Raw genomic sequence first — 25214 nt, forward strand, 5'->3', positions numbered from 1 at the left:
CATGGATCTCGGAATTTCCGGCAAATGGGCGATTGTCTGCGCCTCCAGCAAGGGGCTGGGGCGCGGCTCGGCCGAGGCGCTCGCGGCCGAGGGCGTCAATCTCGTCATCACCGCCCGCACCGCTGCGACGCTTGAGCAGACGGCGGATGAGATCCGCGCCCGTCACGGGGTCGAGGTGATCGCCATCGCCGGCGATATCACCACCGAGGCGGGGCGGCGCGAGGTGCTGAAGGCCTGCCCGAAACCCGATATCCTCGTCAATAACGCGGGCGGCCCGCCGCCCGGCGATTTTCGCGACTGGAGCCTTGATGACTGGCAGGCGGCGCTGAACGCCAACATGCTGACCCCGATCGAGATGATCAAGGCGACCGTTGACGGGATGCAGGAGCGGGGCTTCGGCCGTATCGTCAATATCACCTCGGCCGCCGTCAAGGCGCCGATCGATATCCTTGGCCTTTCGAACGGCGCGCGGGCCGGGCTCACCGGTTTTGTCGCCGGTCTCGCCCGCAAGACGGTGGCCCACAACGTCACCATCAACAACCTGCTGCCGGGCCCGTTTGACACCGACCGGCTGACCAGCAATTTCACCGCCGTCGCAAGGGCGCGCGGCAAGACGGTGGAGGAGGTCAAGGCCGCCCGGATGCGGGAGAACCCGGCCGGCAGATTCGGCACCATCGAGGAGTTTGGTGCGGCCTGCGCCTTTCTCTGCGGCGACAAGGCGGGCTTCATTACCGGCCAGAACATCCTGCTGGACGGCGGGTCCTATCCGGGTACATTATAGAAGCGGCATATTCAGCGGAGGAGGGAGACATGCGTTTTGCGGGCATTCTGGCGGCGATGAGCGCCGCGTTTCTGGCCTTCGCCGCGCCGGCGATTGCGGCGGATGCGACCGGGGTCTGGGCGACCAAGGAAGGCAAAAGCCATGTGAAGATCGGTCCTTGCGGCGACAGGCTCTGCGGCGAGATCATCTGGCTCAAAGAACCGACCGGCGAGGATGGCAAGCCGAAGACGGATCGCAACAATATCGATGAGAGTCTGCGGAGCCGCCCAATCGTCGGGCTGCAGATGCTGGCCGGCTTCGAGCCGGACGGCGAGAATGAGTGGGACGACGGCACCATCTACAATCCCGAGGACGGCAAGACCTATTCCTCGAAGATGGAACTGGTGGACGCCAATACGCTTCAAGTGAAGGGCTGCGTTCTGATGTTCTGCCAGACGCAGAGCTGGACACGGGTGGAGTGATTTTTTTACCAATTCAGGCTATACTGCGGGGCGGGGAATTCTTCAATCTGTCATAAATCTGCGGTATTTATTCCCTAGCCTATGTCAAAGCATTTTATATCCGGAAGGGGATCAGGGTTTGACATGTCAGTAAAGCCGGAAGTGGTGGAAGAGGAAAAGATCAACCTGCTGAAAAGCCCGAAACGCTTCAATAACCGGGAGCAGTCGTGGCTGGCTTTTAACTGGCGTGTGCTTGAAGAATCGGCGAACCGGGCGCACCCGCTGCTCGAAAGGGTCCGCTTCCTTTCCATCTCGGCCGCCAACCTCGATGAATTTTTCATGGTGCGTGTCGCCGGCCTCTGGGGCCAGATCAAGGCCAATATCAAGACCCTGAGCGATGACGGGCTGACGCCGGCGCAGCAGCTTGCCGAGGTTGACCGCAAGGCGACAAAGCTGATCAACGAGCAGAATGAGCAGTGGAGCATCCTCGTGCGGGAGCTGCGCGAGAACGGCATCGCCGTCCTCTCGCCGAACGAACTCACGCGTCATGAGAAGAACTGGCTCGAAGATCACTTCATGCAGGAGATCTATCCGGTCCTGACGCCGATGGCGCTCGACCCGGCGCATCCCTTTCCCTTTATCCAGAACCTCGGCTTCGGGATGTTCCTCGAGTTCGCCCGAAAAGAGCCCGAGCGTAACCTGAAAGCCCTGCTTTTGCTGCCGCAGACGCTCGATCGCTTTATCCGGCTGCCGGGCGCGAAAATCCGCTTTATCAGCCTTGAGAACACGGTGCGCCTCTTTCTCGGCCATCTGTTCCCGGGCTATGAGGTGGCCAGCAAGGGCATGTTCCGCGTCGTCCGCGACAGCGATATCGAGCTTGAGGAAGAGGCGGAGGACCTCGTCCGGCTCTTTGAGACGGCGCTGAAACGCCGCCGCCGCGGCAGCGTCATCCATCTGAAAGTCGACAGCGACATGCCGGAGGAATTCGTCGAATATCTGAGCCGCGAGCTCGAACTCGATAGCCGCGCGGTGATCGTCGTCGATGGCATTCTCGGCCTGTCCGATACCGAGGCGCTGATCACGGCGGAGCGACCGGATCTCTGCTTCCCGCCCTATACGCCGCGCTATCCAGAGCGGGTGCGCGATGCGGCAGGGGATATTTTCGCCGCCATCGCCACGAAGGATTTCATCGTTCATCACCCTTACGAGAGCTTTGACGTTGTCGTGCAGTTCCTGCAGCAGGCAGCGGCCGATCCCAACGTCATTGCCATCAAGCACACGCTCTATCGCACCTCGACCAACTCGCCGGTCGTCCGCGCGCTGATCGAGGCGGCGGAGGCGGGGAAATCCGTGACGGCGCTGATCGAGCTGAAGGCGCGTTTCGATGAAGAGGCGAACATCAAATGGGCCCGCGATCTGGAGCGCGCCGGGGCGCAGGTCATCTACGGCTTTATCGATCTGAAGACCCACGCCAAGGTCTCCGTCGTCGTCCGGCGCGAGGGCAAGGGGCTCAAATCCTACATGCATTTCGGCACCGGCAACTATCATCCGGTGAACGCGCGGATCTATTCCGATCTCTCGCTTTTTACCACCGATCCCGATCTTGGCACCGATGTCTCGCTGATGTTCAACTACATCACCGGCTACGCCAAGCCGAAGGGGCTTAAAAAGCTGATGCTGTCGCCCTACAGCCTGCGCAAATCGCTGATCGAGATGATCGAGAAGGAAATCGCCTTTGCGCGGGACGGCAAGCCCGCCTCGATCTGGGCGAAGATGAATGCGCTTGTCGATCCGATCATCATCGATGCGCTCTACCGGGCGAGCAATGCGGGCGTCGATATCCGCCTCGTCATCCGCGGCATCTGCTGCCTGCGTCCGGGCGTGAAGGGGTTGTCGGAAAATATCCAGGTGACCAGCATCGTCGGGAGGTTTCTCGAGCATTCGCGCATTGTCTGCTTCGGCAACGGTCATCGCATGCCGTCGGACAATGCGAAGGTGTTTATCTCCTCGGCCGACTGGATGCAGCGCAGCTTCGATCGGCGCATCGAGACGCTTGTCCCGGTCACCAACGAGACCATCCACCGCCAGGTGCTCGACCAGATCATGGTGGTCTGCCTGAAAGACAATCTGCAGAGCTGGCGGCTCCTGCCGAGCGGTGACTATGAGCGGATCGCAGTGTCGGGCGAACCCTTCTCGGCGCACAATTATTTCATGACCAACCCGTCTTTATCTGGACGCGGTAAGGCTTTGCTTGTAAAGGAACCAGTACCCAAGCTTGTTCCGCCAAGCTGACATACAGCGACAGACTACTGTAGGTGCCAGAGAAAATATGGAAGATCGGGATAGAGAACTGGACCCCACCGTCAAGGTGTCGGACCGGTCAACTGCGGTCATAGATATCGGATCGAACTCGGTCCGGCTGGTGGTGTATGACGGTCCCCAGCGGGCGCCGCTTCCCAAGTTCAACGAAAAAGTCCTCTGCGGTCTCGGTCAGGAACTCGGCACCACCGGGCGGCTCGGCGAGAAGGCCATGGCGGAGGCTATCCAGGCGCTCCGCCGCTATGCTGCTCTCGTTCACTATATGGGGATCGAGCGGGTCATGGTCGCGGCAACTGCCGCCGTGCGTGAAGCGGAGAACGGCTCGGAATTCGTCTCCGAGGTCGAGCAGCAGTGCGATCTCAATGTCCAGGTCTTGAGCGGCCGTCAGGAAGCGCGCTACTCCGGTCTCGGCGTTCTCTCCGGCATTCCCCATGCGCACGGCCTTGTTGGCGATCTCGGCGGCGGCAGTCTCGAACTGGTCGAGGTCTCCGATTTCCGCATCCATGAGACGGCGACGCTGCCGCTTGGCGCGCTGCGCCTGTCGCACATGGGCATGACGGAAGCCAAGCTGCGCAAGATGGTGCGCAAAAAAATCGAGAAAATCGCGTGGCTGGAACAGGTCGACGCCCGGAATTTCTATGCGGTCGGGGGCGCCTGGCGCGTCCTCGCCCGCTATCACATCCTGAAAACCAACCACCCGCTCACCATTATCCACAACTACCGCCTCTCCGCCGACCAGATCAGCGAACTGATCGATGAAATCCTCGCGATGTCGCTTGAGGACCTCTACAACGCCAACGGCATCCCCAAATCCCGCGCCGATACCATGCACACAGCCGCTATCATCCTGCAGGAGCTGATGAGCGCTGTCGGACCGAAGCACGTGGTTTTCTCCGGTAACGGGCTGCGCGAGGGCATGCAGTTCTCGGAGCTTAAAAAATCGGTGCGCAAGCGTGATCCGCTGCTTGACGCCTGCCGCGACATGGCGGCGAGCGAAGGGCGCTTCGCTGAGCATGGGGAAGAGATTTTTCACTGGGTAAAGGATATCCTCGGCGTTGCCGATCGCAAGAGCAAGCGGCTGATCCTTGCCGCCGCGACCCTTTCCGATATCGCCTGGTGGGCCAACTCCGACTACCGCGCCGCGCAGGCCTTCCGCCGCATCTTCCGCGCGCCGTTCAGCGGCGTCGGCCACCGCGCCAGGGCGATCATCGCCCTGTCGGTCTATGCGCGCTATAAGGGTGACCTGAACGGCCCGTCAACGCGGGATTCGCTTCGCCTGCTGACCGCTGACGAGATCAACAATGCGCTGATCACCGGACTTGCGATGCGGCTCTCCCACACCCTGACGGGGGGCACCACCGGTATCCTCTCGCAGACGCGGATCGAGGTAAATTCGACGACGGTCACCTTGAAAGTGCCGTCCTCGCTCGCCGCGCTCGTCGGTCATCACGTCCGCAACCAGCTTGATGCGCTCGCCGCGAGCCTCAATTGCGACGCCAAAATCGAGATTATACCAGGGAAATTATCCTGATCTGACCGTCCTTGCAGGAGAGCGCGATTTCGCCGTTTTTCAGGCGCAGTGCATCCTCGCCGAAAATGCGCCGCCGCCAGCCCTCGAGGGCCGGCACGTCCGCGTTATCATCTGCGGCGATCAGTTCAAGCTCGGCGAGGCTGCAAACAAGCTTCTGCGCCACCTCATTTTCCTCGCAGCGGAGTTTGAGAAGAACGCGGAGCAGTTCCATCAGCGGACCGATGCCGCGCGGCGGCGGCGTCCTTTTCGGCAGCTGCGGCGCCTGATCCGGCGGCAGGTTGACGCCTGCCTCGATGGCTTCCAGCAGTCCCTTGCCCATCTTGCCTTCGGCGAATTTTGTGCCGATGCCCCGCACATGCGAAAGCTGTTCGGGGGATTTCGGCGGGTTTGAGGCGATTTCAAGCAGCGCCTCGTCGCGTAGGATGCGGTTGCGCGGAATGTCCTGACGGTGCGCCTGTCGCTCCCGCCAGGCGGCGACGCTTTGCAGGACCGCGAGGAATTTCGGATGGGTGTTGCGCGCTTTGATGCGCGTCCAGGCCTGTTCCGGCGGCATATAATAGGTCTCGGGAGAGCGCAGGATATCCATCTCGGCGGCGACCCACTCGGCGCGGCCGCTCTCCTCAAGTTTCTTTGAGAGATAGCGGTAGATATCGCGAAGATGCGTCACATCGGCTTCGGCATAAACGAGCTGGCGCTCGGAGAGCGGCCGGCGCGACCAGTCCGTGAAGCGCGAGGATTTATCAACGCCCTTGCCGGTCACCTTGGCGACCAGCGTATCGTAACCGACCGATTCCCCGAAGCCGCAGACCATCGCCGCTACTTGCGTGTCGAAAATCGGGCTTGGCACTTCGCCGGTCAGGTGATGGAAAATCTCGAGATCCTGCCGCCCGGCATGAAAGACCTTCAGGACCTTTTCATTCTGCATCAGGCGGAAGAGGGGGGCGAGATCGATCCCTTTGGCCATCGGATCAATGATCGCCGATTCCTCCTCGGTCGCCATCTGCACAAGGCAGAGGATCGGCCAGAAGGTGCTTTCGCGCATGAATTCCGTATCAATGGTAAAATAGGGATGCTTCTCGAAACGGGAGACCAGCTCTTCAAGAGCGGCCGTGGTTGTAATTATCTGCATAAAAAATTTTTGCCCTTTCAGGCAACACATGAATTGGACACCTGAACGGGAGAGGTGCCGGGAAAGTCAACTCCGGCCACAATAGCGCATAATTCTCCGTAAAGGAAGGTTGGCGACGGGCGAAAAACCATGTAAGACAGGCGCGTCATCCATATTGATCCCGCAGGATCCCGAGAATTCAAGAGAGTATCATGCATAGCTACCGCTCCCATACTTGCGCCGAGCTGCGCGAGAGTGATGTTGGCAAGACCGTCCGCCTGTCGGGCTGGGTTCATCGCAAGCGCGATCATGGCAACCTGCTGTTTGTCGATCTGCGCGACCACTACGGGATTACGCAGTGCGTGATCGAGCAGGATGTGCCGAATTTCGCGGCCGTTGAGCGGGTCCGCTCGGAAAGCGTCGTCACCATTACCGGCAAGGTCGTGGCGAGAGCCGCGGAAGCGGTCAATCCGAACCTCCCCACGGGGCAGGTTGAGGTTTATATCTCTGACTTCACTGTGCAGTCGGCGGCCGAGGAATTGCCGATGCCCGTCTTTGGCGATCAGGAGTATCCCGAAGATATCCGCCTTCGCCACCGCTATCTCGATCTTCGCCGTGAGCGGCTGCATCAGAATATCGTGCTCCGCTCCAACGTTATCGCGGCGCTTCGCGATGCCATGCGCGGGCAGGGCTTTATGGAATTCCAGACGCCGATCCTGACCGCATCATCGCCCGAAGGCGCGCGCGATTTCCTCGTGCCGAGCCGGCTGCATCCCGGCAAATTCTACGCCCTGCCGCAGGCGCCGCAGCAATTCAAGCAGCTCATCATGATGTCGGGCTTCGATCGCTATTTCCAGATTGCGCCCTGTTTTCGCGATGAGGATGCGCGCGCCGATCGCAGCCCCGGCGAATTCTACCAGCTCGATATCGAGATGGCGTTTGTGACGCAGGAAGATGTGTTCAACGCCGTTGAACCCGTGCTGACCAACGTGTTCCAGCAGTTCGCGGGCGAGCGTAAAGTCGTCACCCCGTTCGAGCGCATTCCCTTTGACGAGGCGATGCTGAAATACGGCAGCGACAAGCCGGACCTTCGCAACCCGATCCTGCTCAGCGACGCAACGGAACCCTTCGATGGCTCCGGTTTCGGCCTTTTTGCGAAATCGATCGCTTCGGGCTCGGTCGTGCGCGCCATTCCGGCCCCCGGCGCCGCCGATCGGCCGCGCAGCTTCTTTGACAAGATGAATGACTGGGCCCGCAAAGAAGGCGCGGGCGGTCTTGGCTATATCATCTTCAAGGATGGTGAAGCGCGCGGGCCGATTGCCAAAAATCTCGATGACGCGCGGCTTGCGAAAATTCGCGAGATCACCGGCGTGGGTGAGGGGGATGCGGTCTTCTTTGCCTGCGACAAGGCGAACCGCGCCGCCGAGCTTGCCGGCAAGGCGCGCATCCGCATCGGGAGTGAGCTCGATATCTGCGAGAAGGACGTCTTCCGCTTCTGCTGGGTCGTCGATTTCCCGATGTTCGAATATGACGAGGTGGAGAAGAAAATCGACTTCAGCCACAACCCCTTCTCGATGCCGCAGGGCGGTCTCGAAGCGCTCGAGACGATGGATCCGCTTGCGATCAAGGGCTATCAGTATGATATCGTCTGTAACGGCATCGAACTCTCCTCGGGTGCGATCCGGAACCATCGCCCGGATATCATGATCAAGGCGTTCGAGATTGCGGGCTATGATGCGAGCGTCGTGGAAGAGCGTTTCGGCGGGATGCTGAACGCGTTTCGCTACGGCGCCCCGCCGCATGGCGGTATCGCGCCGGGTGTAGACCGCATCGTCATGCTGCTCGCGGACGAGCCGAATATCCGCGAGGTGATCCTGTTCCCGATGAACCAGCAGGCGCAGGATCTGATGATGCAGGCGCCGGCCGAAGTGCCGCTCAAGAACCTGCGCGAATTGCATATCCGCACCGTGCCGCCGCAGCCGAAATCAGGCGGATAACGAATATCGCCAAAACCTGATCTAAAACCCGCCGCATCCCGGCGGGTTTTTTTATGCGCGGGGGAACATATTTCCGAATTTTTAACAAATGGATGCGTAGAGTTACGGCTACATTAACCAAAAGGTTGCACGGTGACGGCAGAAAACAGACTGGATAGCCTGCGCACGGAAAAAGAGCGCTTTGTTGCCTTTTCTTTTGCGGCGGCGGATTTGCTTCTCGAACTCGACAGGGAAGGTGTCGTCGTCTTCGCCTCCGGTGCTGCCAAGGGTCTGACCGGCCTTGAGATTTCCGAGCTTGAAAATCTGCCCTTTATTGAGCTGGTCGCCGAGCAGGACCGGCGCATCGTCGCGGGCATTCTGGAGAATATGCAGGTTGGCGACCGCATCGCGCCCGTCGTCATCCGTATGGAGAATACGCATATCTCGGCGATCGTCGGCGCCTGCAAGCTGCCGCGCACGCACGAGCATATCTTTCTTGCCATTAACATTTCGAGCATGGCGGCGATCCGGACAACGTCGGAGTATCGCGATGCCGACACGGGGCTTCTCAGCCGCACGGATTTCCTCAAACTTGCCGATCAGCAGATGACGCTTGCCGCCAATGCGGGCCAGCGCACGGAACTCACGCTGTTGCGCCTCAATGGTCTCTCCGATCTGCAGGAGCGGCTCGGCGAGGAAGGCATGGGCAATTTCTTCGACCGGATCGGCATCCTGCTGCGCCGCTATTCGCTCGGCGGCGACAGCGCCGGACGGCTTGATTCCGACAAATACGGCATGGTCCACAGCCCGGCGATCGATGCGCGCATCCTGGAGGATAAAATCACCTCGCTCGCCGATGAGGACGGCAAGGGCGGCCTCTCCATCTGGCACAGCACCGTCGATCTGATGAAGGGGCAGCTTTCGGCGAACCACGCGACGCAGGCGTTGATGTATGTCATCAATCATTTCGTGGAAAGCGACACGGAGGAATTCACGATCAAATCGCTGGCCGAGGGGATGAACAACCGGCTCGAGAAGACCATGAACCGGATGCTGGCCCTGAAGTCGATGTTCCAGAACTATAAGTTCAATCTCGCCTACCAGCCCATAGTTCAGCTTTCGGACCGGGAAATTCATCACTATGAAGTGCTGTCGCGCTTCAAGGACGGGGAGAGCCCCTATGACACGGTGACGTTCGCCGAGGAGACGGGGATCGTTCAGGATCTCGATCTCGGCGTCGCCCAGAAGGTGAAGCAGAAGCTGCTCGAATATCAGAAGCGCGGCGATGAGCTGCCGCGGCTCGCCGTCAATCTCTCCGGCTATTCGCTCGAATCGGACAGTTTCATCGACAGCCTGCTCGCGCTCTTTGCCGACAATGACGAGATCCGCGAACATATCAGCCTCGAGGTCACCGAGACGAGCCGCATCAAGGATCTTGAGCGGGCGGAGAATGTCATCCAGTCGATCCGCTCGGCCGGGATCGAGATCGCGCTCGATGACATGGGCTCGGGCTCGGCGTCCTTCCAGTATATTCGCGCAATTACCGTCGATTACATCAAGATTGACGGCACCTACATCAAGGAAGTGCTGACGAACAAGCGCGACGCCGCGATCCTGAAGGCGCTCTCGCGTCTCTGCCAGGAGCTCAACATCGGCACCATTGCGGAGATGGTCGAGACGAAAGAACAGCTCCATGTGCTGAATGTGCTCGGCGTCAATTACGGGCAGGGCTGGTATTTCGGCAAGCCCCAGAGCGATATCCAGACGAAGCGCAAAAATCGCTCGATCACGCAGAATCTGAAGCGCAAAGGCTTCGCCACGACCTGGGCGTAACGCCCCCAAAGAAAAGGGCCTGCTCGAAGAACAGGCCCTTCATGGGAGCAATGACAAGGCAAGCAATCAGCCTCTATACTCAAACAAATGCACTCAGGTACGCTACAGGCTACGCAACTCTTTTACTCTACTGGTTACGCGACGAAATCTTCATCCGCCGGATGGCAACGACTGTACGCAACTGCCCGGGTACGCTTTACGAACATCCGCTGGTGGCGCCGCAGGTGTCACATTTCATGCAGGTCCCGTTCCGCACGAGCGTGAAATTCCCGCATTCGCCGCAGCTATCTCCTTCATAGCCTTTCATGCGCGCTTCCATGACGCGGCTGAGACGGTCTGATCCCTCGCCGGACGCCGTGGTCGCGGTCACACTGACGCTCGCCGCGGCGACGCTGCCGCCGACGCTGACACCGGCGGCCGCCGCGCTCATCTGCGGCTGGCCCGCCGCCGCACCGACCGCGAGGTTCATGGTCGAGAGGCCGCCCTGCAGCACCTCGAAATTATTGGCGCGCAGATAGCCGGTCGAGGCGAGGTTGATGACGTTGTTGAGCGCCGCGGGGCGGGGCGCCAGTTCGTCGTCGGTGATCTTCGCCTGCGCGACGCCGCCGCCGAGGGTGTCCATGCGCAGGTCATCGATCGCGACATGGGCAAGGTCATTGCGGCCGAGGTAGGAAATCGCGAGCTCGCGGAACAGATAGTCGAGGATCGAGGTCGACATCTTGATGGCGTCATTGCCCTCGACGATGCCGGACGGCTCAAAGCGCGTGAAGGTGTAGGCCTCGACAAACTCCTCAAGTGGCACGCCATACTGCAGGCCGATCGAGATGGCGATGGCGAAGTTGTTCATCAGGCTGCGGAAGGCGGCGCCTTCTTTGTGCATGTCGATAAACACCTCGCCGAGGCTGCCGTCGTCATATTCGCCGGTGCGCAAGTATACCTTGTGGCCGCCGACGGTGGCCTTCTGGGTATAGCCCTTGCGCCGTGTCGGCAGCTTTTTGCGCTCCGAGACGATGCGCTCGACGATGCGCTCGGCAATGACGTTGCTGGCCGCGGCGGGCGAGGTTCTGACTTCTTCTTCGATCTCTTCGAAATCCTCGTCATCAAAGGCGAGGGCGGAGAGCGGCTGGCTCAGCTTCGAGCCGTCGCGATAGAGCGCGTTGGCCTTCAGCCCAAGTTTCCAGGAGAGGAGGTAGGCGTTCTTGCAATCCTCCACGGTTGCCGCGTTCGCCATGTTGATGGTCTTGGAAATGGCGCCCGAGATGAAGGGTTGCGCCGCCGCCATCATGCGGATGTGGCTCTCGACCGAGAGGAGCCGCTTGCCGATCCGCCCGCACGGGTTGGCGCAATCGAACACCGGCAGATGCTCATCGCGAAGATGCGGCGCGCCCTCCAGCGTCATCGCGCCGCAGCAGTAGGTGTTGGCGGCTTCGATCTCATCGCGCGTGAAGCCGAGCGCGGCCAGCATATCGAAGCTGTAGTCATTCAGCTGATCGTCGCGGAAGCCGAGGACATCGCGGCAGAATTCTTCGCCGAGCGCGAATTTGTTGAAGACAAACTTGATATCGAAGCAGCTCGCAAGTCCCGCCTCGATCTTTTCCAGAACATCGTCCGTGAAGCCCTTGGCGCGGAGCGCTTCGTGATTGACGCCGGGCGCGCCGTCGAGCGTTGCATGGCCGACCGCGTAGTCGATGATGCTTTTCGCTTCAAGCCGGGTATAGCCGAGCTGCTGCAGCGCTTCGGGCACCGTGCGGTTGATGATCTTGAAATAGCCGCCGCCCGCCAGCTTCTTGAATTTGACGAGGGCGAAATCCGGCTCGATCCCGGTGGTGTCGCAATCCATGACGAGGCCGATCGTGCCGGTCGGGGCGATGACAGAGACTTGCGCGTTGCGATAGCCGTGCTCCTTGCCCAGCTCGAGCGCCGCATCCCAGGCGCGCTTCGCCGCATCGGCAAGCTCCGCCTCCGGGCAGTTGATGACATCGAGCGGGACGGGAAGCACGTTGAGCTCCTCATAGCCGTCGCTGAGGCCATAGGCGGCGGTGCGATGGTTGCGGATGACGCGGAGCATATGCTTCGCGTTCTTCTTGTAGCCGGGGAAGGCGCCAAGCTCGGCCGCCATCTCCGCGCTCGTGCGGTAGGCGACGCCGGTCATGACCGCGGTGATGGCGGCGCAAAGGGCGCGCCCTTCATCGGAGTCGTAAGGCAGGCCGCGCGCCATCAGAAGGCCGCCGATATTGGCGTAGCCGAGGCCGAGGGTGCGGAACTTGTAGGAGAGCTTCGCAATTTCTTCGGACGGGAACTGCGCCATCAGGACGGAAATTTCCAGCGTGACCGTCCAGATCCTTACGGCGTGCTCGAACGCGGCGACATCGAAGCTCTTGTCGGCGCGGCGGAAGGTCATCAGGTTGAGTGAGGCAAGGTTGCAGGCCGTATCGTCGAGGAACATATATTCCGAGCAGGGGTTCGACGCATTGATGCGGCCATCCTCGGGGCAGGTGTGCCAGTCGTTGATGGTGGTGTCATACTGCAGGCCCGGATCTGCCGACTGCCAGGCGGCCTCGCCGATCTGTTCCCACAGATCGCGCGCCTTGACGGTTTTGGCGACTTTGCCGTCGGTGCGGCGGATGAGGTCCCAGTTGCCGTCCTTCAGCACCGCTTCGATAAATTCATCGGTGACGCGGACGGAGTTGTTGGAGTTCTGGCCCGAGACCGTGAGGTAGGCGTCCGAATCCCAGTCCGTGTCATAGGTCGGGAATTCGATCTCGGTATAGCCCTGACGGGCGAATTCGATCACCCGCTGGATGTAATTTTCCGGCACCATGGCTTTGCGTGCGCCGATGATGGCCTTGCGAAGCGCCGGGTTTTCGGCCGGGATGAACGCCTCATCGCCCTTGATCTCGTGGCAGGCGCGCATGACGTTGCCAAGATGCAGGTTGCAGAGCTTCGAGCCCGCGACGAGGGAGGCGACCTTCTGCTCCTCGACGGCCTTCCAGCTGATATACTCCTCGATATCCGGATGATCGATATCAAGCGTCACCATCTTCGCCGCGCGCCGCGTCGTGCCGCCGGATTTGATGGCGCCGGCGGCCCGGTCGCCGATTTTAAGGAAGCTCATCAGCCCCGATGACCTGCCGCCGCCCGAGAGGCTCTCGCCTTCGCCGCGAAGGTTCGAGAAGTTGGTGCCGGTGCCCGAACCATATTTGAAAAGCCGCGCCTCGCGCACCCAGAGATCCATGATCCCGCCCTCGTTGACGAGATCGTCATCGACGGACTGGATGAAGCAGGCGTGCGGCTGCGGATGCTCGTAGGAGTTTTCAGATTTCTTCAGCTTGCCGGTCTTGAAGTCGACATAGGAATGGCCCTGCGCCGGTCCCTCGATGCCATAGGCCCAGTGCAGGCCGGTGTTGAACCACTGCGGCGAATTGGGCGCGCCCATCTGGCAGGCCAGCATGTAGCGCATTTCATCGAAATAGGCGCGGGCATCCTCTTCGGTATCGAAATAGCCGCCTTTCCAGCCCCAGTAGGTCCAGGTCCCGGCGAGGCGGTCAAAAACTTCGGTCGAGGAGGTCTCGCCGACATAGCGCTCGGCCTCGGGCAGCTCCTCAAGCGCCTCAAGATCCGCCGTCTGGCGCCACAGCCATTCGGGGATATCGGCTTCGGCCACCGGTTTCAGGCGGGCTGGGACGCCGGCTTTGCGGAAATATTTCTGGGCGATGATGTCGCAGGCGACCTGCGACCAATCGGCGGGAACGTCGATGCCCTCCAGCCGGAAGACGATCGAGCCGTCGGGATTGCGGATTTCACTCGTGGTCTGACGGAATTTGATGCGCGCATAGGGGGATGAATCTTGTGTGGTGAACCGTCTCTCGATACGCATGGCAGACCTTCCATTTACTCTTGTGATATTGCTTTTCCCTGGGCGGAGGACGACGACTGCACCGCCGGAAACGTCAGGAAAACTGCCGTTTTCCTCGCCCCATCACCTACAACATATGGTAGGTAGTCCCCCTTGTCAGCGTAGGATCATGGTGCTGCATTTCGTCACTGTCAACCATGAAAACACACCAGATGTGGTGGCTAAAATTTTACGGATAGCGAGATGTGGGGGAAATCCAAGGCCCTCCCCGTCGAGGGTGAGGATTTTATGGTTAACATATTTTTGTGTCCGGTTGCCAAAACATCACACGGCAGGGTCTGTTCGGGGCGAAACGACAGAATCAGGCGCGGCGGGCGCAATACGGCGCGCAGGGCTGCATCGCCGGCGGCGCGGCCGGCTGAGCGGGCCGCCCCAGAAACTTACACTGGACGAATGCGGCCTTGAGTGCCATATTCCGTTGCAATATAAAGACGCCCGGGCGGCTCTGCCCGATGACAAGAGAAGAGTGACATGGCGACGATTGGTACAAGATTATTTACATGGCTGCGCGGCGAGCTGGTCGGCGAAGATCAGTTCGGCAATCGCTATTACCGTGAGAAAGGCAAGCCGACCGGTCCCGTCGGCCGCGAGCGGCGCTGGGTGATCTATAAAGGCAAGCCCGAGGCGTCGAAAGTACCGCCCGCCTGGCATATCTGGCTGCATTACACGACCGACCTGCTGCCGGGCGAGCAGGAGATGCCGCAGGCGCCGTGGATCGAGGAACATGTGCCGAACCTGACGGGAACCGATCTTGCCTACCGCCCGGAGGGATCGATCCTGAAAACCGGCAAGCGGCAGCGGGGCACCGGCGATTACGAGCCGTGGCGCCCCTGATCCGGCAACGGACCCTGGCGCAAGGGATGGTCTGGAGCGATGGAGAAGTGAATGAGCAGTAATATCGTTGAAACCGTGATCGGCGCCGTGGTTCTCGCCTTTGCGGCGATCTTCCTGGTATTCGCCTATCGCACGGCCGATGTCGGCACGAGCGGCGGCGGGGTCAATCTGACGGCGTCCTTCGACAGTGTCGACGGGCTGACGATCGGCAGTGATGTGCGCATGAGCGGCATCAAGGTCGGCACCGTCACCGCGCAGTCGCTGGATCCGAAGAGCTATCGCGCGATACTCCGGATCAGCCTCAATGAGGATATCGAACTTCCCGACGACAGCTCCGCGAAGATCACCTCGAGCGGCTTGCTCGGCAGCAACTACCTGCTGCTGACCCCGGGTGGATCGGACGACATGCTGAAGGACGGCGATTCCATCAGCTATACGCAAGGGGCGGTGAATATCCAGGATCTCATCGCGCAGGCGATTTTCTCAAGCAGTAGCGGCGGCGCCAGCAAGAGTGGCAGCGCGCCGGACGCCGGAAAGTAACAGTCAACAGGCGTTTTTATTTTGGTAACTGTCCAGGCGAAGTATATCCGATATCCGCTTTTCCGCCGTTCGGCGCTGCTGCTGCCGGCGGCGCTCGTGCTGCTGCTCGGCGGGAGCAATCCGGCCGCGGCCGAGCCGATTGTCGGCGATACCGTCATCCTCCGGGCGCTTGACAAGGTGACGGCGCGCACGAGCGATCTTGCGGTTCCCATCGGCGAGAGCGTGACCTTCGGATCAATCACCATCACCCCGAGAAAATGCGTCAAACGGCCGCCGGAGGAGACGCCGGAAGTTACCGCATTCCTTGAGATTACGGAGGTGGAGGAGACCGGGACGCCGGCGCCGGCGGTGCCGCCTTCGGAAGAGACCCGCGTTGAAAGCTTGCCGCCGCTGGAAGACAGAAGCGCCGCGCCGTCAGCGGGCGCGGCGGATGAGAAAGCCGCCGAAGCGGGCGGAGAGGCGGCCGCGGGCGATGATGGGCTGATCCATCTCTTTACCGGCTGGATGTTCGCCTCCAGCCCTGCCATCAACGCGCTTGAGCATCCGGTTTATGACGTCTGGGTGATCGACTGCAGGATCTCCGCGCCTGAAAGATCCGAGGGCAGCCGGTAGAAATCGCCGCGTTTCCCGCGCGCCGCGTCAAGCCTTTCCAGATATTCCCGGCGATCGATTTCAATGGCGCCGAGGCTCGCGAGATGCGGCGTGAGGAACTGCGCATCGAGCAGCGTATAGCCGCCGTGGATCAGGCGCGCCACCAGATGAACGAGGGCGACCTTGCTCGCGTCGGTGGCCTTTGAAAACATGCTTTCGCCGCAAAAGACGCTGTCGAAAGACACCCCGTAAAGCCCGCCCACCAGCTCACCCTCCCGCCAGCATTCGATGCTGTGGGCAAAGCCCGCCTCATGCAGCTCGGTAAAGAGATCGAGGATAGTGCGGTTGATCCAGGTTGCGCGGCGGCCGGGACGCGAGGCGGCGCATTCGCGCATGACGCGGCGAAAGGCGCGATCAATCGTTACCTCGAAGGGCATGCGGCGGACGGTTTTCGCAAGGCTTCGCGGCACATGAAAGGCATCGAGCGGGAAAATGCCCCGCCGTTCCGGCTCCACCCAGTAGACGTTGGGATCGTCGGCGCTGTCGGCCATCGGAAAGATCCCGACATGATAGGCGGCAAGCAGGGTCTCGATCGAGATTACCGACATGAGAGGCGCGGCGCGTCAGCGCGCCGCAATAAATTTTTCCAGCCAGTGAATATCATAGCGACCGGCGCGAAAATCCTCGTTGTGGACGATTTCCTGATGCAGCGGCAGCGTCGTCTTGATACCGCTGACGACGAACTCCTGCAGCGCCCGGTCGAGCCGCATCAGACATTCCTCCCGGCTCGGCGCATGAATGATCAGCTTGGCGATCAGGCTGTCGTAATAGGGCGGAATGTTGTAGCCGGTGTAAAGTCCGCTATCGACGCGCACGCCAAGCCCGCCGGGGACGTGAAATTCGGTAATCGGCCCGGGGCTCGCCGCGAAGGTGTGCGGATCCTCCGCTGTCACGCGGCATTCGATGGCATGGCCGTCGAAGCGAATATCCTCCTGGCGCAGCGTGAGCGGCTTGCCGGCCGCGACATTGATTTGCGCCTGGACAAGATCGATGCCGGTGATCATCTCGGTCACGGGATGCTCGACCTGCAGGCGGGTGTTCATCTCGATGAAATAAAATTCGCCATTTTCATACAGAAATTCGATGGTGCCGACGCCTTCATAGCGCATGTCGCGGATCGCATCCGCCACCGTCTTGCCGATCTTCGCGCGCTCCTCCGCGGTAATGACGGGGGAGGGGCTTTCCTCGACCGCCTTCTGGTGGCGCCGCTGCAATGAGCAGTCCCGTTCCCCAAGATGCACGACATTGCCCTGACCGTCGGCGAGGATCTGGATTTCGATATGCCGCGGGCCGCTCAGGTATTTCTCCATATAGACGGCATCATCGCCGAAGGCGAGCTTGGCTTCGGAGCGCGCGGAGAAGAAGGCTTCCGAGAGCGCCTCGCGGGTTGCCGCAACCTTCATGCCGCGCCCGCCGCCGCCGGCCGAGGCCTTGATGATGATCGGATAGCCGATGCGCTCGGCCTCGCGGATCGCCTCATCGAGATCGTGGACTTCGCCCTCCGATCCCGGCACGCAGGGCACGCCGAGTTTGCGCATGGTTTCCTTGGCCGTGATCTTGTCGCCCATCATGCGGATATGCTCGGCCGAGGGGCCGATGAATTTGATGCCATGCGCAGTGACGATATCGACGAATTTGGCGTTTTCCGAAAGGAAGCCATATCCCGGATGGATGGCGTCCGCGTTCGTCACCTCGGCCGCCGCGATGATCGACGGGATATTGAGGTAGCTCTGCGCGGAGCTCGGCGGGCCGATGCAGACGCTCTCGTCTGCGAGGCGGACATGCATGGCGTCGGTATCGGCGGAGGAATGCACGGCCACCGTCTTGATTCCCATCTCACGACAGGCGCGATGGATACGGAGCGCGATTTCGCCGCGATTGGCAATCAGGATTTTTTCAAACATCGAACCTGCTACTTTACTCAATGATGGCGAGCGGCTGCCCGAATTCCACCGGCTCCTCATTCTCGACGAGGACTTTGACGACTTTACCCGCTTTCGGCGCGCCGATCGGGTTCATGGTTTTCATGGCCTCGACGATCAGCAGCGTCTGGCCCTGGCTGACCATATCGCCCGGTCGCACGAACGGCGCGGCGCCGGGCTCGGGCGCAAGATAGATGGTGCCGACCATCGGCGATTTGACGGCGCCCGGATGATCATCGGCGGAGGGCGTCGGCGCGACCGCAGCGGGCGCTGCCGCCGCCGGCGCGGCGTGGGCGCCGACCATGACCGGCGCCGCAGAGGTGCCGCGCGACAGGCGGAGGCGGGAATCGTCGCTTTCGATCTCGATCTCGCCGAGGCCGGTTTCATTCATGATCTCGGCCAGTTCCCGGATCACCTCTTTATCGATATTCAGGTTTTTCATAATGTCCAAGTCTCGGTTACTCTAATCAAAGGTCGCAACAAGCGCATCGAGGGCGAGCACATAGCCCTTTGCGCCAAATCCGCAGATGACGCCGATGGCGACGGGCGAAATATAGCTGTGATGACGGAAAGGTTCACGCGAAAAGATGTTGGAGAGGTGAACCTCGACGGCCGGCACGCCGGTCGCCTTGAGCGCGTCCATCAGCGCGACGGAGGTATGGGTATAGGCGGCGGCGTTGAGGATGATGCCGTCATGCACGCCGCGCGCTTTCTGGATCGCATCGACCAGTTCGCCTTCGAGGTTGCTCTGCACGAAGCTGACATCAACGCCGAGGCGCCGTCCGTGGTCTCTCGCCAGCGCTTCGATATCGGCAAGCGTCGTGCGCCCGTAAATCTCCGGCTCGCGCGTGCCGAGCAGGTTCAAATTCGGCCCGTTGATAATGATGACTGACTTACCCATACCGTTCCCGCAAATGTAGGCGATGCGCCCGGACTGCCCCCTTATACTTAAGTTCGCGGGGAGTTTAAAGTAGTTGTGAAAATTAGTCGATGCGCGATTGCAAGAGCGCTCATTCGCTCACATTTGATTGATGCGGGCGCGGCGGCAACTGTAATATAATCGCGCCATCTTTTTAAACGCGGGAAGCGAAGGGGCGGATGCTGCGACGACTTCTGATGATCCTCACGGCGGCCCTTCTCCTTTTCGGCCTGCCGCAGATGCTGTCAATGGCGGCGGATATGACCAGCGAGACGGAGGCGACAAGCTGGTCGGCGGCGCGCCGGGATGCGAGCGGCCTTGCGCCCAGGCCGGACGCCCACCCGGAAGCCATCATACAGGTTTACGGCGCGAAGGCGTGGGGCTGGCGCGGCAATTTCGCGGTCCATAGCTGGATCGCTTTCAAAAAGGCGAATGACAGCAGCTATGAGCGCTATGAGATCGTCGGTTGGCGGGCGCGACATGGCGGCAACGCGCTCGTCCATCAGCGCGGCAATCCCGACAACTACTGGTTCGGCAGCTCGCCTGCGCTTTTGGCGGAAGTGACGGGGGAGGCGGCAGCCGCGCTGATCCCGCGCATCGAGCAGGCAATCAGTGATTACCCACATAAAAACGAATATCGCGCCTGGCCGGGACCGAATTCGAACAGCTTCATCGCCCATATCGGCCGGGCCGTGCCCGAGCTTGGCCTAGACCTGCCGCCGACCGCCATCGGCAAGGATTATCTGACCAACGGCCGGGCGGTCGGCCGTGCGGTCAGTGGCCGCGGCCTGCAGGTCTCGCTGCTCGGGTTTGGCGGCTTCAGTTTGAGCCCGGTTGAGGGCGCCGAGCTGCACTTCCTCGGCCTCACGCTCGGGGTCGATATCGACGATCTCGCGCTGAAACTCCCCGGGTTCGGGCGGATCGAGCCGTTCTAGGGGGCGAGTTTACTCAGGAAGCGCGCCCCGCGGGCGGTGTTCCTTTCGCTGCCGCCTGCGCGCGGACATAGGCGATCACTTCACGGAATTCGTCGAGCGAAATGGCGCCCGGGATAAAATTATTGCCGATAATGAAGGCGGGCGTGCCGCTGATCCCGAGTGCGTCCGAGAGCATGAGATTCTTCGTGATGATCTCAGCAGTCCGCTCGCTTCCCATGTCGGCCTTGAGCCGCGCCGGATCAAGCCCGGCGTCGGTCGCGATATTGAGGATCCGCTCCATCGTCAGCTCGCCGCGGCTTTCCATCAGCGCATTGTGCAGCGCCATGTAGCCGCCCTGCTGCCCGGCCGCGATGGCCGCCTGAGCGGCGAGGGTCGAGCCGGGGCCGAGGATTGGCAGTTCCTTCAGCACAAGCCGGGTATTGCCGTCTTCCTCAATCGCTTTCATCAGGTTTGGAAAGGCGGCCTTGCAGTAGCCGCAGCGATAGTCGAAAAATTCAACGATCGTGACATCGCCCGACGGGTTGCCGGCGACATGGCTGTAGCCGTCATTGAGAAGCTGATCGCCAAACTGCGCAAGCAGCGCCTCGCGCTCGGCTGCAGCCAGATTCTCCTCCTGCTCGCTGTAGGCGATCATGGCATCGCGAAGGACGGTGGGATTCGCCAGCAAATACGCACGCACCTTTTCGCCGAAGGCGGCGTCATCCATCTCGGGGCGGGGCGCAAAATGGCTGTAGAGGCCGACCCCGACGGCCACGACAAGGGCAAGGAGAGAGAGGGCGAGGGCACTCGATTTACGGCGATCTGACATAAAATGGCTTTCCAGTTAAAAGGGACGGCGATTATGCGTCTCGCGCCGGTAAAAGCAAATAAACATTGGCGTGAGCGACGGCTCTATTCAGTCGTCTTCTTCGCCGCCCTCAACAATCGCGATTGTCGGGCTGTCTTTTACTGGTTTATAGTAGCGTCGCGATCATTGGGCGCGGTGGTTCGCCGAGAAACAAGAAACGCGTCCGGTTTTTGAAGCGAGGGGTAGTTAGTGATGCTAAAGGAATTTAAAGAATTTGCCATGCGCGGCAACGTGCTCGATATGGCCGTCGGTATCATCATCGGCGCCGCGTTCGGCACCATTGTAAAGTCACTGGTTGATGACGTCATCATGCCGCCGATCGGACTGCTTCTCGGCGGCGTCGACTTTTCCGATTTCTTCATCACTCTTTCCGGCGGGGATTACGCGACACTTGCCGCCGCCAAGGAAGCGGGGGCCGTGACGCTGAATTACGGCGCCTTTATCAATACGGTGATCAGCTTCCTGATCGTCGCCTTTGCGGTTTTTATTCTGGTCAAGCAGATGAACCGGATCATCAAGAAGGAAGAAGCCGCTCCGGCCGAGCCGCCGGCCCCGCCGCGCGAGGAAGTCCTGCTTGAAGAGATCCGCGACATTCTGAAGCAGAAATAAGCGCGCATTACGATAAGCGAGCGGTCCGGGTCAGCCCCGGGCCGTCTGCTGCTGCTGCTTGGCGATGGTGATGATATCCTGCGTGCGCAGGTAAAGCGGGCTGCCTTCCTTAAAGAAATCAAGCGCCCGTTCGGCATGGAAAATTGCCTTCGCCGCATCGCCTTCCAGCAGGTAACGCTCGGCGCTTGAATAGGCCAGCATCCCGGTATCGCCAAGCCGGCTGTAGGCAATCCCGAGTTGATCCCAGGTCTGCCCGTTATTGGGATCGAGAAGCCGGCTTTCCGTCAGAATATCGAGCGCCTTTTCCGAATTGCCCGTCGCATTGAGGACGGTTGCATAAAGCGTCAGGATCAGCGGCTCATCGGGGGCAAGACGCACCGCCGCTTCGAGCGGCGCAATCGCGCCCATAATATCCCCCGTCTCGTAAAGCGCCTGTCCCTTCAGCTCATAGAAATAGGGATCGCCGGGAAAGTCCGCGATCAGGCTGTCGATCTCGGCAAGCGCTTTGGTCATGTCAGGATAGCGGTAATAGGCAATGGCGCGGGCATAGCGCGCCTCGACGCTCGTGTCGCTCACGGGATATTCGCGGAGCACCCGCGGCAGCGGCCGGGTATAGCCGAACAGCTTTGCCTGCATCCTTTTGAGGGCAATCACATCCTCGGCGCTGTCGGGGGTGTCGCGGTAGGGGGAGGCGTTGACCCGCTGCGTGAGGGCCGAGACACGGTCGCTGCTGACCGGGTGGCTGCGGTAGTAGGAAGCAATCGTGCTCTGCGGCTGGTACTGGCCGCGGCCGATAATCTCGAGAAACTCCATCATGCCGCGCCCCGACTGCTGCGTCCGGTCGAGATAGGTGATGGCGGCCTGGTCGGCCGAGGATTCTTGCGTGCGGCTGTATTGCAGGAAGGATTTGGTCGCCGCGTCCTGCGAGCCCATCATCATCGCCATGCCCGCATCGCCGCCGCCCGCAACCGCCGCCGCGAGGCCGAGGATCATCCCGACGATGCTTTTGATGCTGGCATTTTTCAGCGCATCATGCGTCCGCGCAAGATGGCCGCCCGCGATATGGCCGGTTTCATGGGCGATCACGCCTTTGAGCTGCGAGGGCGTCTCGACCCGCTCCAGCAGGCCGCGAAACATGAACATTCGCTGCCCGCCGGCGACAAAGGCGTTCAAATCATCGCTGTTAATGATATATAGACGGACATCGTCGCCATTCAGCCCGGCCGCCGTGAACAGAGGCCTTGCGTAAGACCGCAGGGTATGTTCAATTTCTGCGTCACGAATGAAGGAGGGTCCCGTCTGTTTGGCACCCGCCGCGTGCGGCGGCAGACACAGGACAAGAAATATGAGTAACGGCGTTATGATGCGTTTGATCAAAAAATACATCCCCTTGCTTCATCCTAAAACTAGGAAGTCGGATGGCCTGCGTCAATGGATTGTCCGCCTGTTATTGCCCGTTGCCGCGCCTGCGCTCGTGCTTTCGGCCTGCGGCGGGCCGGCGGTGCCGCTCGGCCAGATCGGCAATGTGACCGGCGCGCTTGGCGGCGTCGCCTCTGACGAGCCGCGTGCGACCCTGATTGCAGAGGATATCCTCTCCTCCGGCGGCACGGCCGCCGATGCCGCAACCGCGCTCTATTTCACCCTCGCCGTCACCTATCCGATTGCCGCGTCCCTCGGCGGCGGCGGGGAGTGCATCGTCTATGACGTCAAGGCGAACAAGCTCGAAAACCTGCAGTTCTTCAACCAGTCGCCGGCGGAGGGGGGCAATGTCGCCATTCCCGGCAACATCCGCGGCATGGCCGCCCTGCATGCGCGCTATGGCAAGCTGCCGTGGTCGCAGCTTCTGGTGCCGGCCGAACAGCTTGCCGCCTTCGGCCAGCCGCTCTCGCGCGCCCAGCATATGGCGATGGTCGTCAACCGCGACCAGCTCTTCCTCGACTATAATATCCAGTCAATTTTCATCGACAATGACGGTAATTTTGTGGCCGAAGGGACGCGGCTTCGCCAGATCCGTCTCGCCAGCCTGCTCTCGGCGCTCCGCTCCGAGGGCGGGGCGGCATTTTACAGCGGCAACTGGGCCCGCACCTTCGTTGAAGATGCCCGCATCGCCGGCGGCAAGGTCGCCGTCTCGGACATGCTGAACTACCGCCCCCAGTGGCAGGAGGCGCGCAGTTTCCGGGTCGATAACAATATGGTCGGCGTCTCCACGGGGCGCGCCGGCGCGCGCTACGAGGAGCTTTGGACATCGCTCTATCAGGGACGCGGCGTCCTCGGTCTCAATGTCTCGATCCCGCAGATCGATGTCGCCCGCGCCGCCGGCGACGTGCTTGCCTCGATCCGCGACAGCTCACCCTTCATCAGCTACGGGACGTCCTCCTTCGTCACCGCCGATAACCAGGGCAACGCCGTCGCCTGCGTCGTCGGGCTTGGCTTTCCGTTCGGCAGCGGCCAGATGGGGGAGATCACCGGCATCGTGATGGCGGAAAACCAGGTCGCCGAAGCGCGCGAGTTCGCCGCATCCCCGATGATCATGGCGAATATGGCCAACAAGGATCTCTATTTCGCGGGCGCGGCGACGGGCGGTGCGGCGGCGACGGTTGCCGCGGTCTCGACCGCGCTCAATGTGCTGGCGCAGGGGCAGGGGCTGGATACCGCCATCGACGCACCGCGGCTTTTCACGATGGGCGCGGACCTGCCGCTGCTGCATGAGACGGCGATGCCGGCCGCCGATGTCGCCGCCCTCAAGACGCAGTTTCCCGTCACCGTCGAGGTTGACCGGCTGGCCTCCGTCAATGCCATCTATTGCCGCGATGGCAAGCCCTTCAACTGCGTCTCCCGCCATGATCCGCGCGGCTATGGCCTGTCACTCGTCGGCAACTGAAGGAAGAATACATTATGAATCGCTCCCGGGGCGCTGATATCAGCGCGTTCATCGTCATGGAAGTCATGAAGGCCGCCGCCGAGCGCGAGGCCGCTGGCGGTGACGTGATCCATATGGAGGTCGGCCAGCCCGGCACGAAGGCGCCCGCCAAGGTGCTGGCGGCGGCACAGGCGGCGCTCGACCAGGAGCTGATCGGCTATACCGGCGCGCTCGGCATCCCGGAGCTTCGCGCCGCCATCGCCCGGCACTATGGCGATTTTTATGGGATCGAGGTGCCGGCCGCGCGCATTATCGTCACCACCGGCTCGTCTGGCGCCTTTCTCCTCAGCTTCCTTTCCGCCTTTGATGCGGGCGATCGCGTCGTTATGGCGGAGCCGGGCTATCCGGCCTATCGCAATATCCTGACGGCGCTTGGCCGCGTGCCGGTCGGGCTGCCCTGTCATGCCGATACAAATTTCCAGCCGACGCCGGCGCTGCTCGACCGGATCGAGGGGCCGCTTCATGGCCTGCTTGTCGCCAGCCCGTCGAACCCGACGGGAACGATGATCAAACATGATGAGATGAAGGCGCTGGTCGATTACTCTTTGGGGCGGGGCCTGCATTTTATCTCCGATGAGATCTATCACGGCATCACGTTTGATGCGCCCGCGGTCACCGCGCTCGAATTCACCGATGAGGCGATCATCATTAACAGCTTCTCGAAATATTTTTCGATGACCGGCTGGCGGCTCGGCTGGATGGTCGTGCCGGAGCGGCTGCTGCCGCTCTGTGAGAAGCTCGCGCAGAATTTCTTTATCTCGCCGCCCGCGCTCAGCCAGCATGCGGCGGTTGCCGCCTTTGACTGCCGCGAGGAGATTGAGGCGAATATCGCCGTTTACGCCCGCAACCGCGACCTGCTGCTCCGGGAATTTCCAAAGCTCGGCCTCAGCCGCCTCGCCGCGGCGGACGGGGCGTTCTACATCTATGCGGATGTGCGCGACTACACCAATGACTCGGTCGATTTCTGTCGGCGTATGCTCGCCGAGACGGGCATTGCGGCAACGCCCGGCGTCGATTTCGATCCGCATCGCGGCCATGTCTATGTGCGCTTTTCCTTCGCCGGGACGACCGAAGCGATGGAACGGGCCGTTGCGGCCCTGAAAAGCTGGCCGGTGCTCAAAGCGCGCTGACGC

General features: G+C 61.2%; 21 protein-coding genes. 13 read left to right on the forward strand and 8 right to left on the reverse strand.

Going from position 1 to position 25214, the window contains the following annotated elements:
- The first annotated feature begins 1 nt into the window (after position 1).
- The 4 genes from V7Z56_RS09130 to V7Z56_RS09145 all read left to right on the forward strand — a co-directional run bounded on the left by V7Z56_RS09130 (position 2) and on the right by V7Z56_RS09145 (position 5071).
- Positions 2 to 781, forward strand: a complete 780-nt coding sequence (locus tag V7Z56_RS09130; protein ID WP_334129104.1) for an SDR family oxidoreductase — start codon at positions 2 to 4, stop codon at positions 779 to 781.
- Positions 782 to 810: 29 nt separating this feature from the next.
- On the forward strand, positions 811 to 1242 hold the full coding sequence (locus V7Z56_RS09135) for a DUF2147 domain-containing protein (RefSeq protein WP_334129105.1): 432 nt from the start codon (positions 811 to 813) through the stop codon (positions 1240 to 1242).
- A 123-nt stretch (positions 1243 to 1365) separates the two neighbouring features.
- The gene (locus V7Z56_RS09140) at positions 1366 to 3513 is read left to right on the forward strand and encodes an RNA degradosome polyphosphate kinase (RefSeq protein ID WP_334129106.1); all 2148 of its coding nucleotides are present in this window, start codon (positions 1366 to 1368) and stop codon (positions 3511 to 3513) included.
- A gap of 37 nt (positions 3514 to 3550) precedes the next feature.
- The gene (locus V7Z56_RS09145; protein ID WP_334129107.1) at positions 3551 to 5071 is read left to right on the forward strand and encodes a Ppx/GppA family phosphatase; all 1521 of its coding nucleotides are present in this window, start codon (positions 3551 to 3553) and stop codon (positions 5069 to 5071) included.
- On the opposite strand, the gene rnd is transcribed toward V7Z56_RS09145, so the two are convergent.
- Complete coding sequence (gene rnd, locus V7Z56_RS09150) at positions 5049 to 6200, reverse strand: ribonuclease D (RefSeq protein WP_334129108.1); 1152 nt, start codon at positions 6198 to 6200, stop codon at positions 5049 to 5051. The two genes, V7Z56_RS09145 and rnd, sit on opposite strands and share 23 nt — an antisense overlap.
- A gap of 191 nt (positions 6201 to 6391) precedes the next feature.
- Here rnd and aspS point away from each other — a divergent pair, with 191 nt between their 5' ends.
- Both aspS and V7Z56_RS09160 read left to right on the forward strand, forming a co-directional pair.
- Positions 6392 to 8176, forward strand: a complete 1785-nt coding sequence (gene aspS, locus V7Z56_RS09155; protein ID WP_334129109.1) for an aspartate--tRNA ligase — start codon at positions 6392 to 6394, stop codon at positions 8174 to 8176.
- A 132-nt stretch (positions 8177 to 8308) separates the two neighbouring features.
- A complete protein-coding gene (locus V7Z56_RS09160; RefSeq protein WP_334129110.1) occupies positions 8309 to 9988 on the forward strand; it encodes an EAL domain-containing protein in 1680 nt (559 codons plus the stop codon).
- 196 nt (positions 9989 to 10184) lie between these two features.
- On the opposite strand, the gene V7Z56_RS09165 is transcribed toward V7Z56_RS09160, so the two are convergent.
- Positions 10185 to 13865: a vitamin B12-dependent ribonucleotide reductase gene (locus V7Z56_RS09165; RefSeq protein ID WP_334129111.1), complete on the reverse strand. Its 3681-nt coding sequence runs from the start codon at positions 13863 to 13865 to the stop codon at positions 10185 to 10187.
- A 510-nt stretch (positions 13866 to 14375) separates the two neighbouring features.
- Here V7Z56_RS09165 and V7Z56_RS09170 point away from each other — a divergent pair.
- The 3 genes from V7Z56_RS09170 to V7Z56_RS09180 are packed head-to-tail and all read left to right on the forward strand — an operon-like array spanning position 14376 to position 15890.
- A complete protein-coding gene (locus tag V7Z56_RS09170; RefSeq protein ID WP_334129112.1) occupies positions 14376 to 14738 on the forward strand; it encodes an NADH:ubiquinone oxidoreductase subunit NDUFA12 in 363 nt (120 codons plus the stop codon).
- Positions 14739 to 14789: 51 nt separating this feature from the next.
- Complete coding sequence (gene mlaD, locus V7Z56_RS09175; protein WP_334129113.1) at positions 14790 to 15278, forward strand: outer membrane lipid asymmetry maintenance protein MlaD; 489 nt, start codon at positions 14790 to 14792, stop codon at positions 15276 to 15278.
- A 21-nt stretch (positions 15279 to 15299) separates the two neighbouring features.
- Positions 15300 to 15890, forward strand: coding sequence for a DUF2155 domain-containing protein (locus tag V7Z56_RS09180; protein ID WP_334129114.1), 591 nt, complete (start codon positions 15300 to 15302; stop codon positions 15888 to 15890).
- Here the strand turns inward: V7Z56_RS09180 and aat are convergent.
- Genes aat through aroQ form a run of 4 tightly spaced genes read right to left on the reverse strand, consistent with a single transcriptional unit; the run spans position 15827 to position 18752 of the window.
- Positions 15827 to 16477, reverse strand: a complete 651-nt coding sequence (gene aat, locus V7Z56_RS09185; RefSeq protein WP_334129115.1) for a leucyl/phenylalanyl-tRNA--protein transferase — start codon at positions 16475 to 16477, stop codon at positions 15827 to 15829. The genes V7Z56_RS09180 and aat overlap by 64 nt on opposite strands.
- A 15-nt stretch (positions 16478 to 16492) precedes the next feature.
- Entirely contained in the window at positions 16493 to 17833 is a 1341-nt protein-coding gene (gene accC / locus V7Z56_RS09190) for an acetyl-CoA carboxylase biotin carboxylase subunit (RefSeq protein WP_334129116.1), read from the reverse strand.
- Positions 17834 to 17846: 13 nt separating this feature from the next.
- On the reverse strand, positions 17847 to 18293 hold the full coding sequence (accB, locus tag V7Z56_RS09195; protein ID WP_334129117.1) for an acetyl-CoA carboxylase biotin carboxyl carrier protein: 447 nt from the start codon (positions 18291 to 18293) through the stop codon (positions 17847 to 17849).
- 21 nt (positions 18294 to 18314) lie between these two features.
- On the reverse strand, positions 18315 to 18752 hold the full coding sequence (gene aroQ, locus V7Z56_RS09200; protein ID WP_334129118.1) for a type II 3-dehydroquinate dehydratase: 438 nt from the start codon (positions 18750 to 18752) through the stop codon (positions 18315 to 18317).
- A gap of 197 nt (positions 18753 to 18949) precedes the next feature.
- Here aroQ and V7Z56_RS09205 point away from each other — a divergent pair, with 197 nt between their 5' ends.
- Positions 18950 to 19705, forward strand: a complete 756-nt coding sequence (locus V7Z56_RS09205) for a DUF3750 domain-containing protein (protein ID WP_334129119.1) — start codon at positions 18950 to 18952, stop codon at positions 19703 to 19705.
- A 13-nt stretch (positions 19706 to 19718) separates the two neighbouring features.
- Here the strand turns inward: V7Z56_RS09205 and V7Z56_RS09210 are convergent, their stop codons facing one another.
- Positions 19719 to 20513, reverse strand: a complete 795-nt coding sequence (locus V7Z56_RS09210; protein ID WP_334129120.1) for a DsbA family protein — start codon at positions 20511 to 20513, stop codon at positions 19719 to 19721.
- Positions 20514 to 20744: 231 nt separating this feature from the next.
- Between V7Z56_RS09210 and mscL the strand changes: the two genes are divergently transcribed.
- Positions 20745 to 21161, forward strand: a complete 417-nt coding sequence (gene mscL / locus V7Z56_RS09215; protein WP_334129121.1) for a large-conductance mechanosensitive channel protein MscL — start codon at positions 20745 to 20747, stop codon at positions 21159 to 21161.
- Positions 21162 to 21191: 30 nt separating this feature from the next.
- Here the strand turns inward: mscL and V7Z56_RS09220 are convergent, their stop codons facing one another.
- Positions 21192 to 22547 (reverse strand): M48 family metalloprotease, encoded by a 1356-nt coding sequence (locus tag V7Z56_RS09220; protein WP_334129122.1) that lies wholly within the window; start codon positions 22545 to 22547, stop codon positions 21192 to 21194.
- A gap of 4 nt (positions 22548 to 22551) precedes the next feature.
- Here V7Z56_RS09220 and V7Z56_RS09225 point away from each other — a divergent pair, with 4 nt between their 5' ends.
- Together V7Z56_RS09225 and V7Z56_RS09230 are read left to right on the forward strand one after the other, a co-directional pair.
- Complete coding sequence (locus V7Z56_RS09225) at positions 22552 to 24042, forward strand: gamma-glutamyltransferase (RefSeq protein WP_334129123.1); 1491 nt, start codon at positions 22552 to 22554, stop codon at positions 24040 to 24042.
- Between the two features lie 14 nt (positions 24043 to 24056).
- Positions 24057 to 25211 carry a pyridoxal phosphate-dependent aminotransferase gene (locus tag V7Z56_RS09230; protein ID WP_334129124.1) on the forward strand — a complete coding sequence of 385 codons (1155 nt, stop codon included), beginning with the start codon at positions 24057 to 24059 and terminating at the stop codon, positions 25209 to 25211.
- Positions 25212 to 25214 lie beyond the last annotated feature (3 nt).

Origin of the sequence: Sneathiella sp., from assembly GCF_036844445.1 — a bacterium.
Classification (GTDB): domain Bacteria; phylum Pseudomonadota; class Alphaproteobacteria; order Sneathiellales; family Sneathiellaceae; genus Sneathiella.

Bases quoted from the DNA above. Each gene is read 5' to 3' on its own strand.
- V7Z56_RS09130 (WP_334129104.1), top strand. From the start codon at position 2: ATGGATCTCGGAATTTCCGGCAAATGGGCGATTGTCTGCGCCTCCAGC.
- V7Z56_RS09135 (WP_334129105.1), top strand. From the start codon at position 811: ATGCGTTTTGCGGGCATTCTGGCGGCGATGAGCGCCGCGTTTCTGGCC.
- V7Z56_RS09140 (WP_334129106.1), top strand. From the start codon at position 1,366: ATGTCAGTAAAGCCGGAAGTGGTGGAAGAGGAAAAGATCAACCTGCTG.
- V7Z56_RS09145 (WP_334129107.1), top strand. From the start codon at position 3,551: ATGGAAGATCGGGATAGAGAACTGGACCCCACCGTCAAGGTGTCGGAC.
- rnd (WP_334129108.1), bottom strand. From the start codon at position 6,200: ATGCAGATAATTACAACCACGGCCGCTCTTGAAGAGCTGGTCTCCCGT.
- aspS (WP_334129109.1), top strand. From the start codon at position 6,392: ATGCATAGCTACCGCTCCCATACTTGCGCCGAGCTGCGCGAGAGTGAT.
- V7Z56_RS09165 (WP_334129111.1), bottom strand. From the start codon at position 13,865: ATGCGTATCGAGAGACGGTTCACCACACAAGATTCATCCCCCTATGCG.
- V7Z56_RS09170 (WP_334129112.1), top strand. From the start codon at position 14,376: ATGGCGACGATTGGTACAAGATTATTTACATGGCTGCGCGGCGAGCTG.
- mlaD (WP_334129113.1), top strand. From the start codon at position 14,790: ATGAGCAGTAATATCGTTGAAACCGTGATCGGCGCCGTGGTTCTCGCC.
- aat (WP_334129115.1), bottom strand. From the start codon at position 16,477: ATGTCGGTAATCTCGATCGAGACCCTGCTTGCCGCCTATCATGTCGGG.
- accC (WP_334129116.1), bottom strand. From the start codon at position 17,833: ATGTTTGAAAAAATCCTGATTGCCAATCGCGGCGAAATCGCGCTCCGT.
- accB (WP_334129117.1), bottom strand. From the start codon at position 18,293: ATGAAAAACCTGAATATCGATAAAGAGGTGATCCGGGAACTGGCCGAG.
- aroQ (WP_334129118.1), bottom strand. From the start codon at position 18,752: ATGGGTAAGTCAGTCATCATTATCAACGGGCCGAATTTGAACCTGCTC.
- V7Z56_RS09205 (WP_334129119.1), top strand. From the start codon at position 18,950: ATGCTGCGACGACTTCTGATGATCCTCACGGCGGCCCTTCTCCTTTTC.
- V7Z56_RS09210 (WP_334129120.1), bottom strand. From the start codon at position 20,513: ATGTCAGATCGCCGTAAATCGAGTGCCCTCGCCCTCTCTCTCCTTGCC.
- mscL (WP_334129121.1), top strand. From the start codon at position 20,745: ATGCTAAAGGAATTTAAAGAATTTGCCATGCGCGGCAACGTGCTCGAT.
- V7Z56_RS09220 (WP_334129122.1), bottom strand. From the start codon at position 22,547: ATGTATTTTTTGATCAAACGCATCATAACGCCGTTACTCATATTTCTT.
- V7Z56_RS09230 (WP_334129124.1), top strand. From the start codon at position 24,057: ATGAATCGCTCCCGGGGCGCTGATATCAGCGCGTTCATCGTCATGGAA.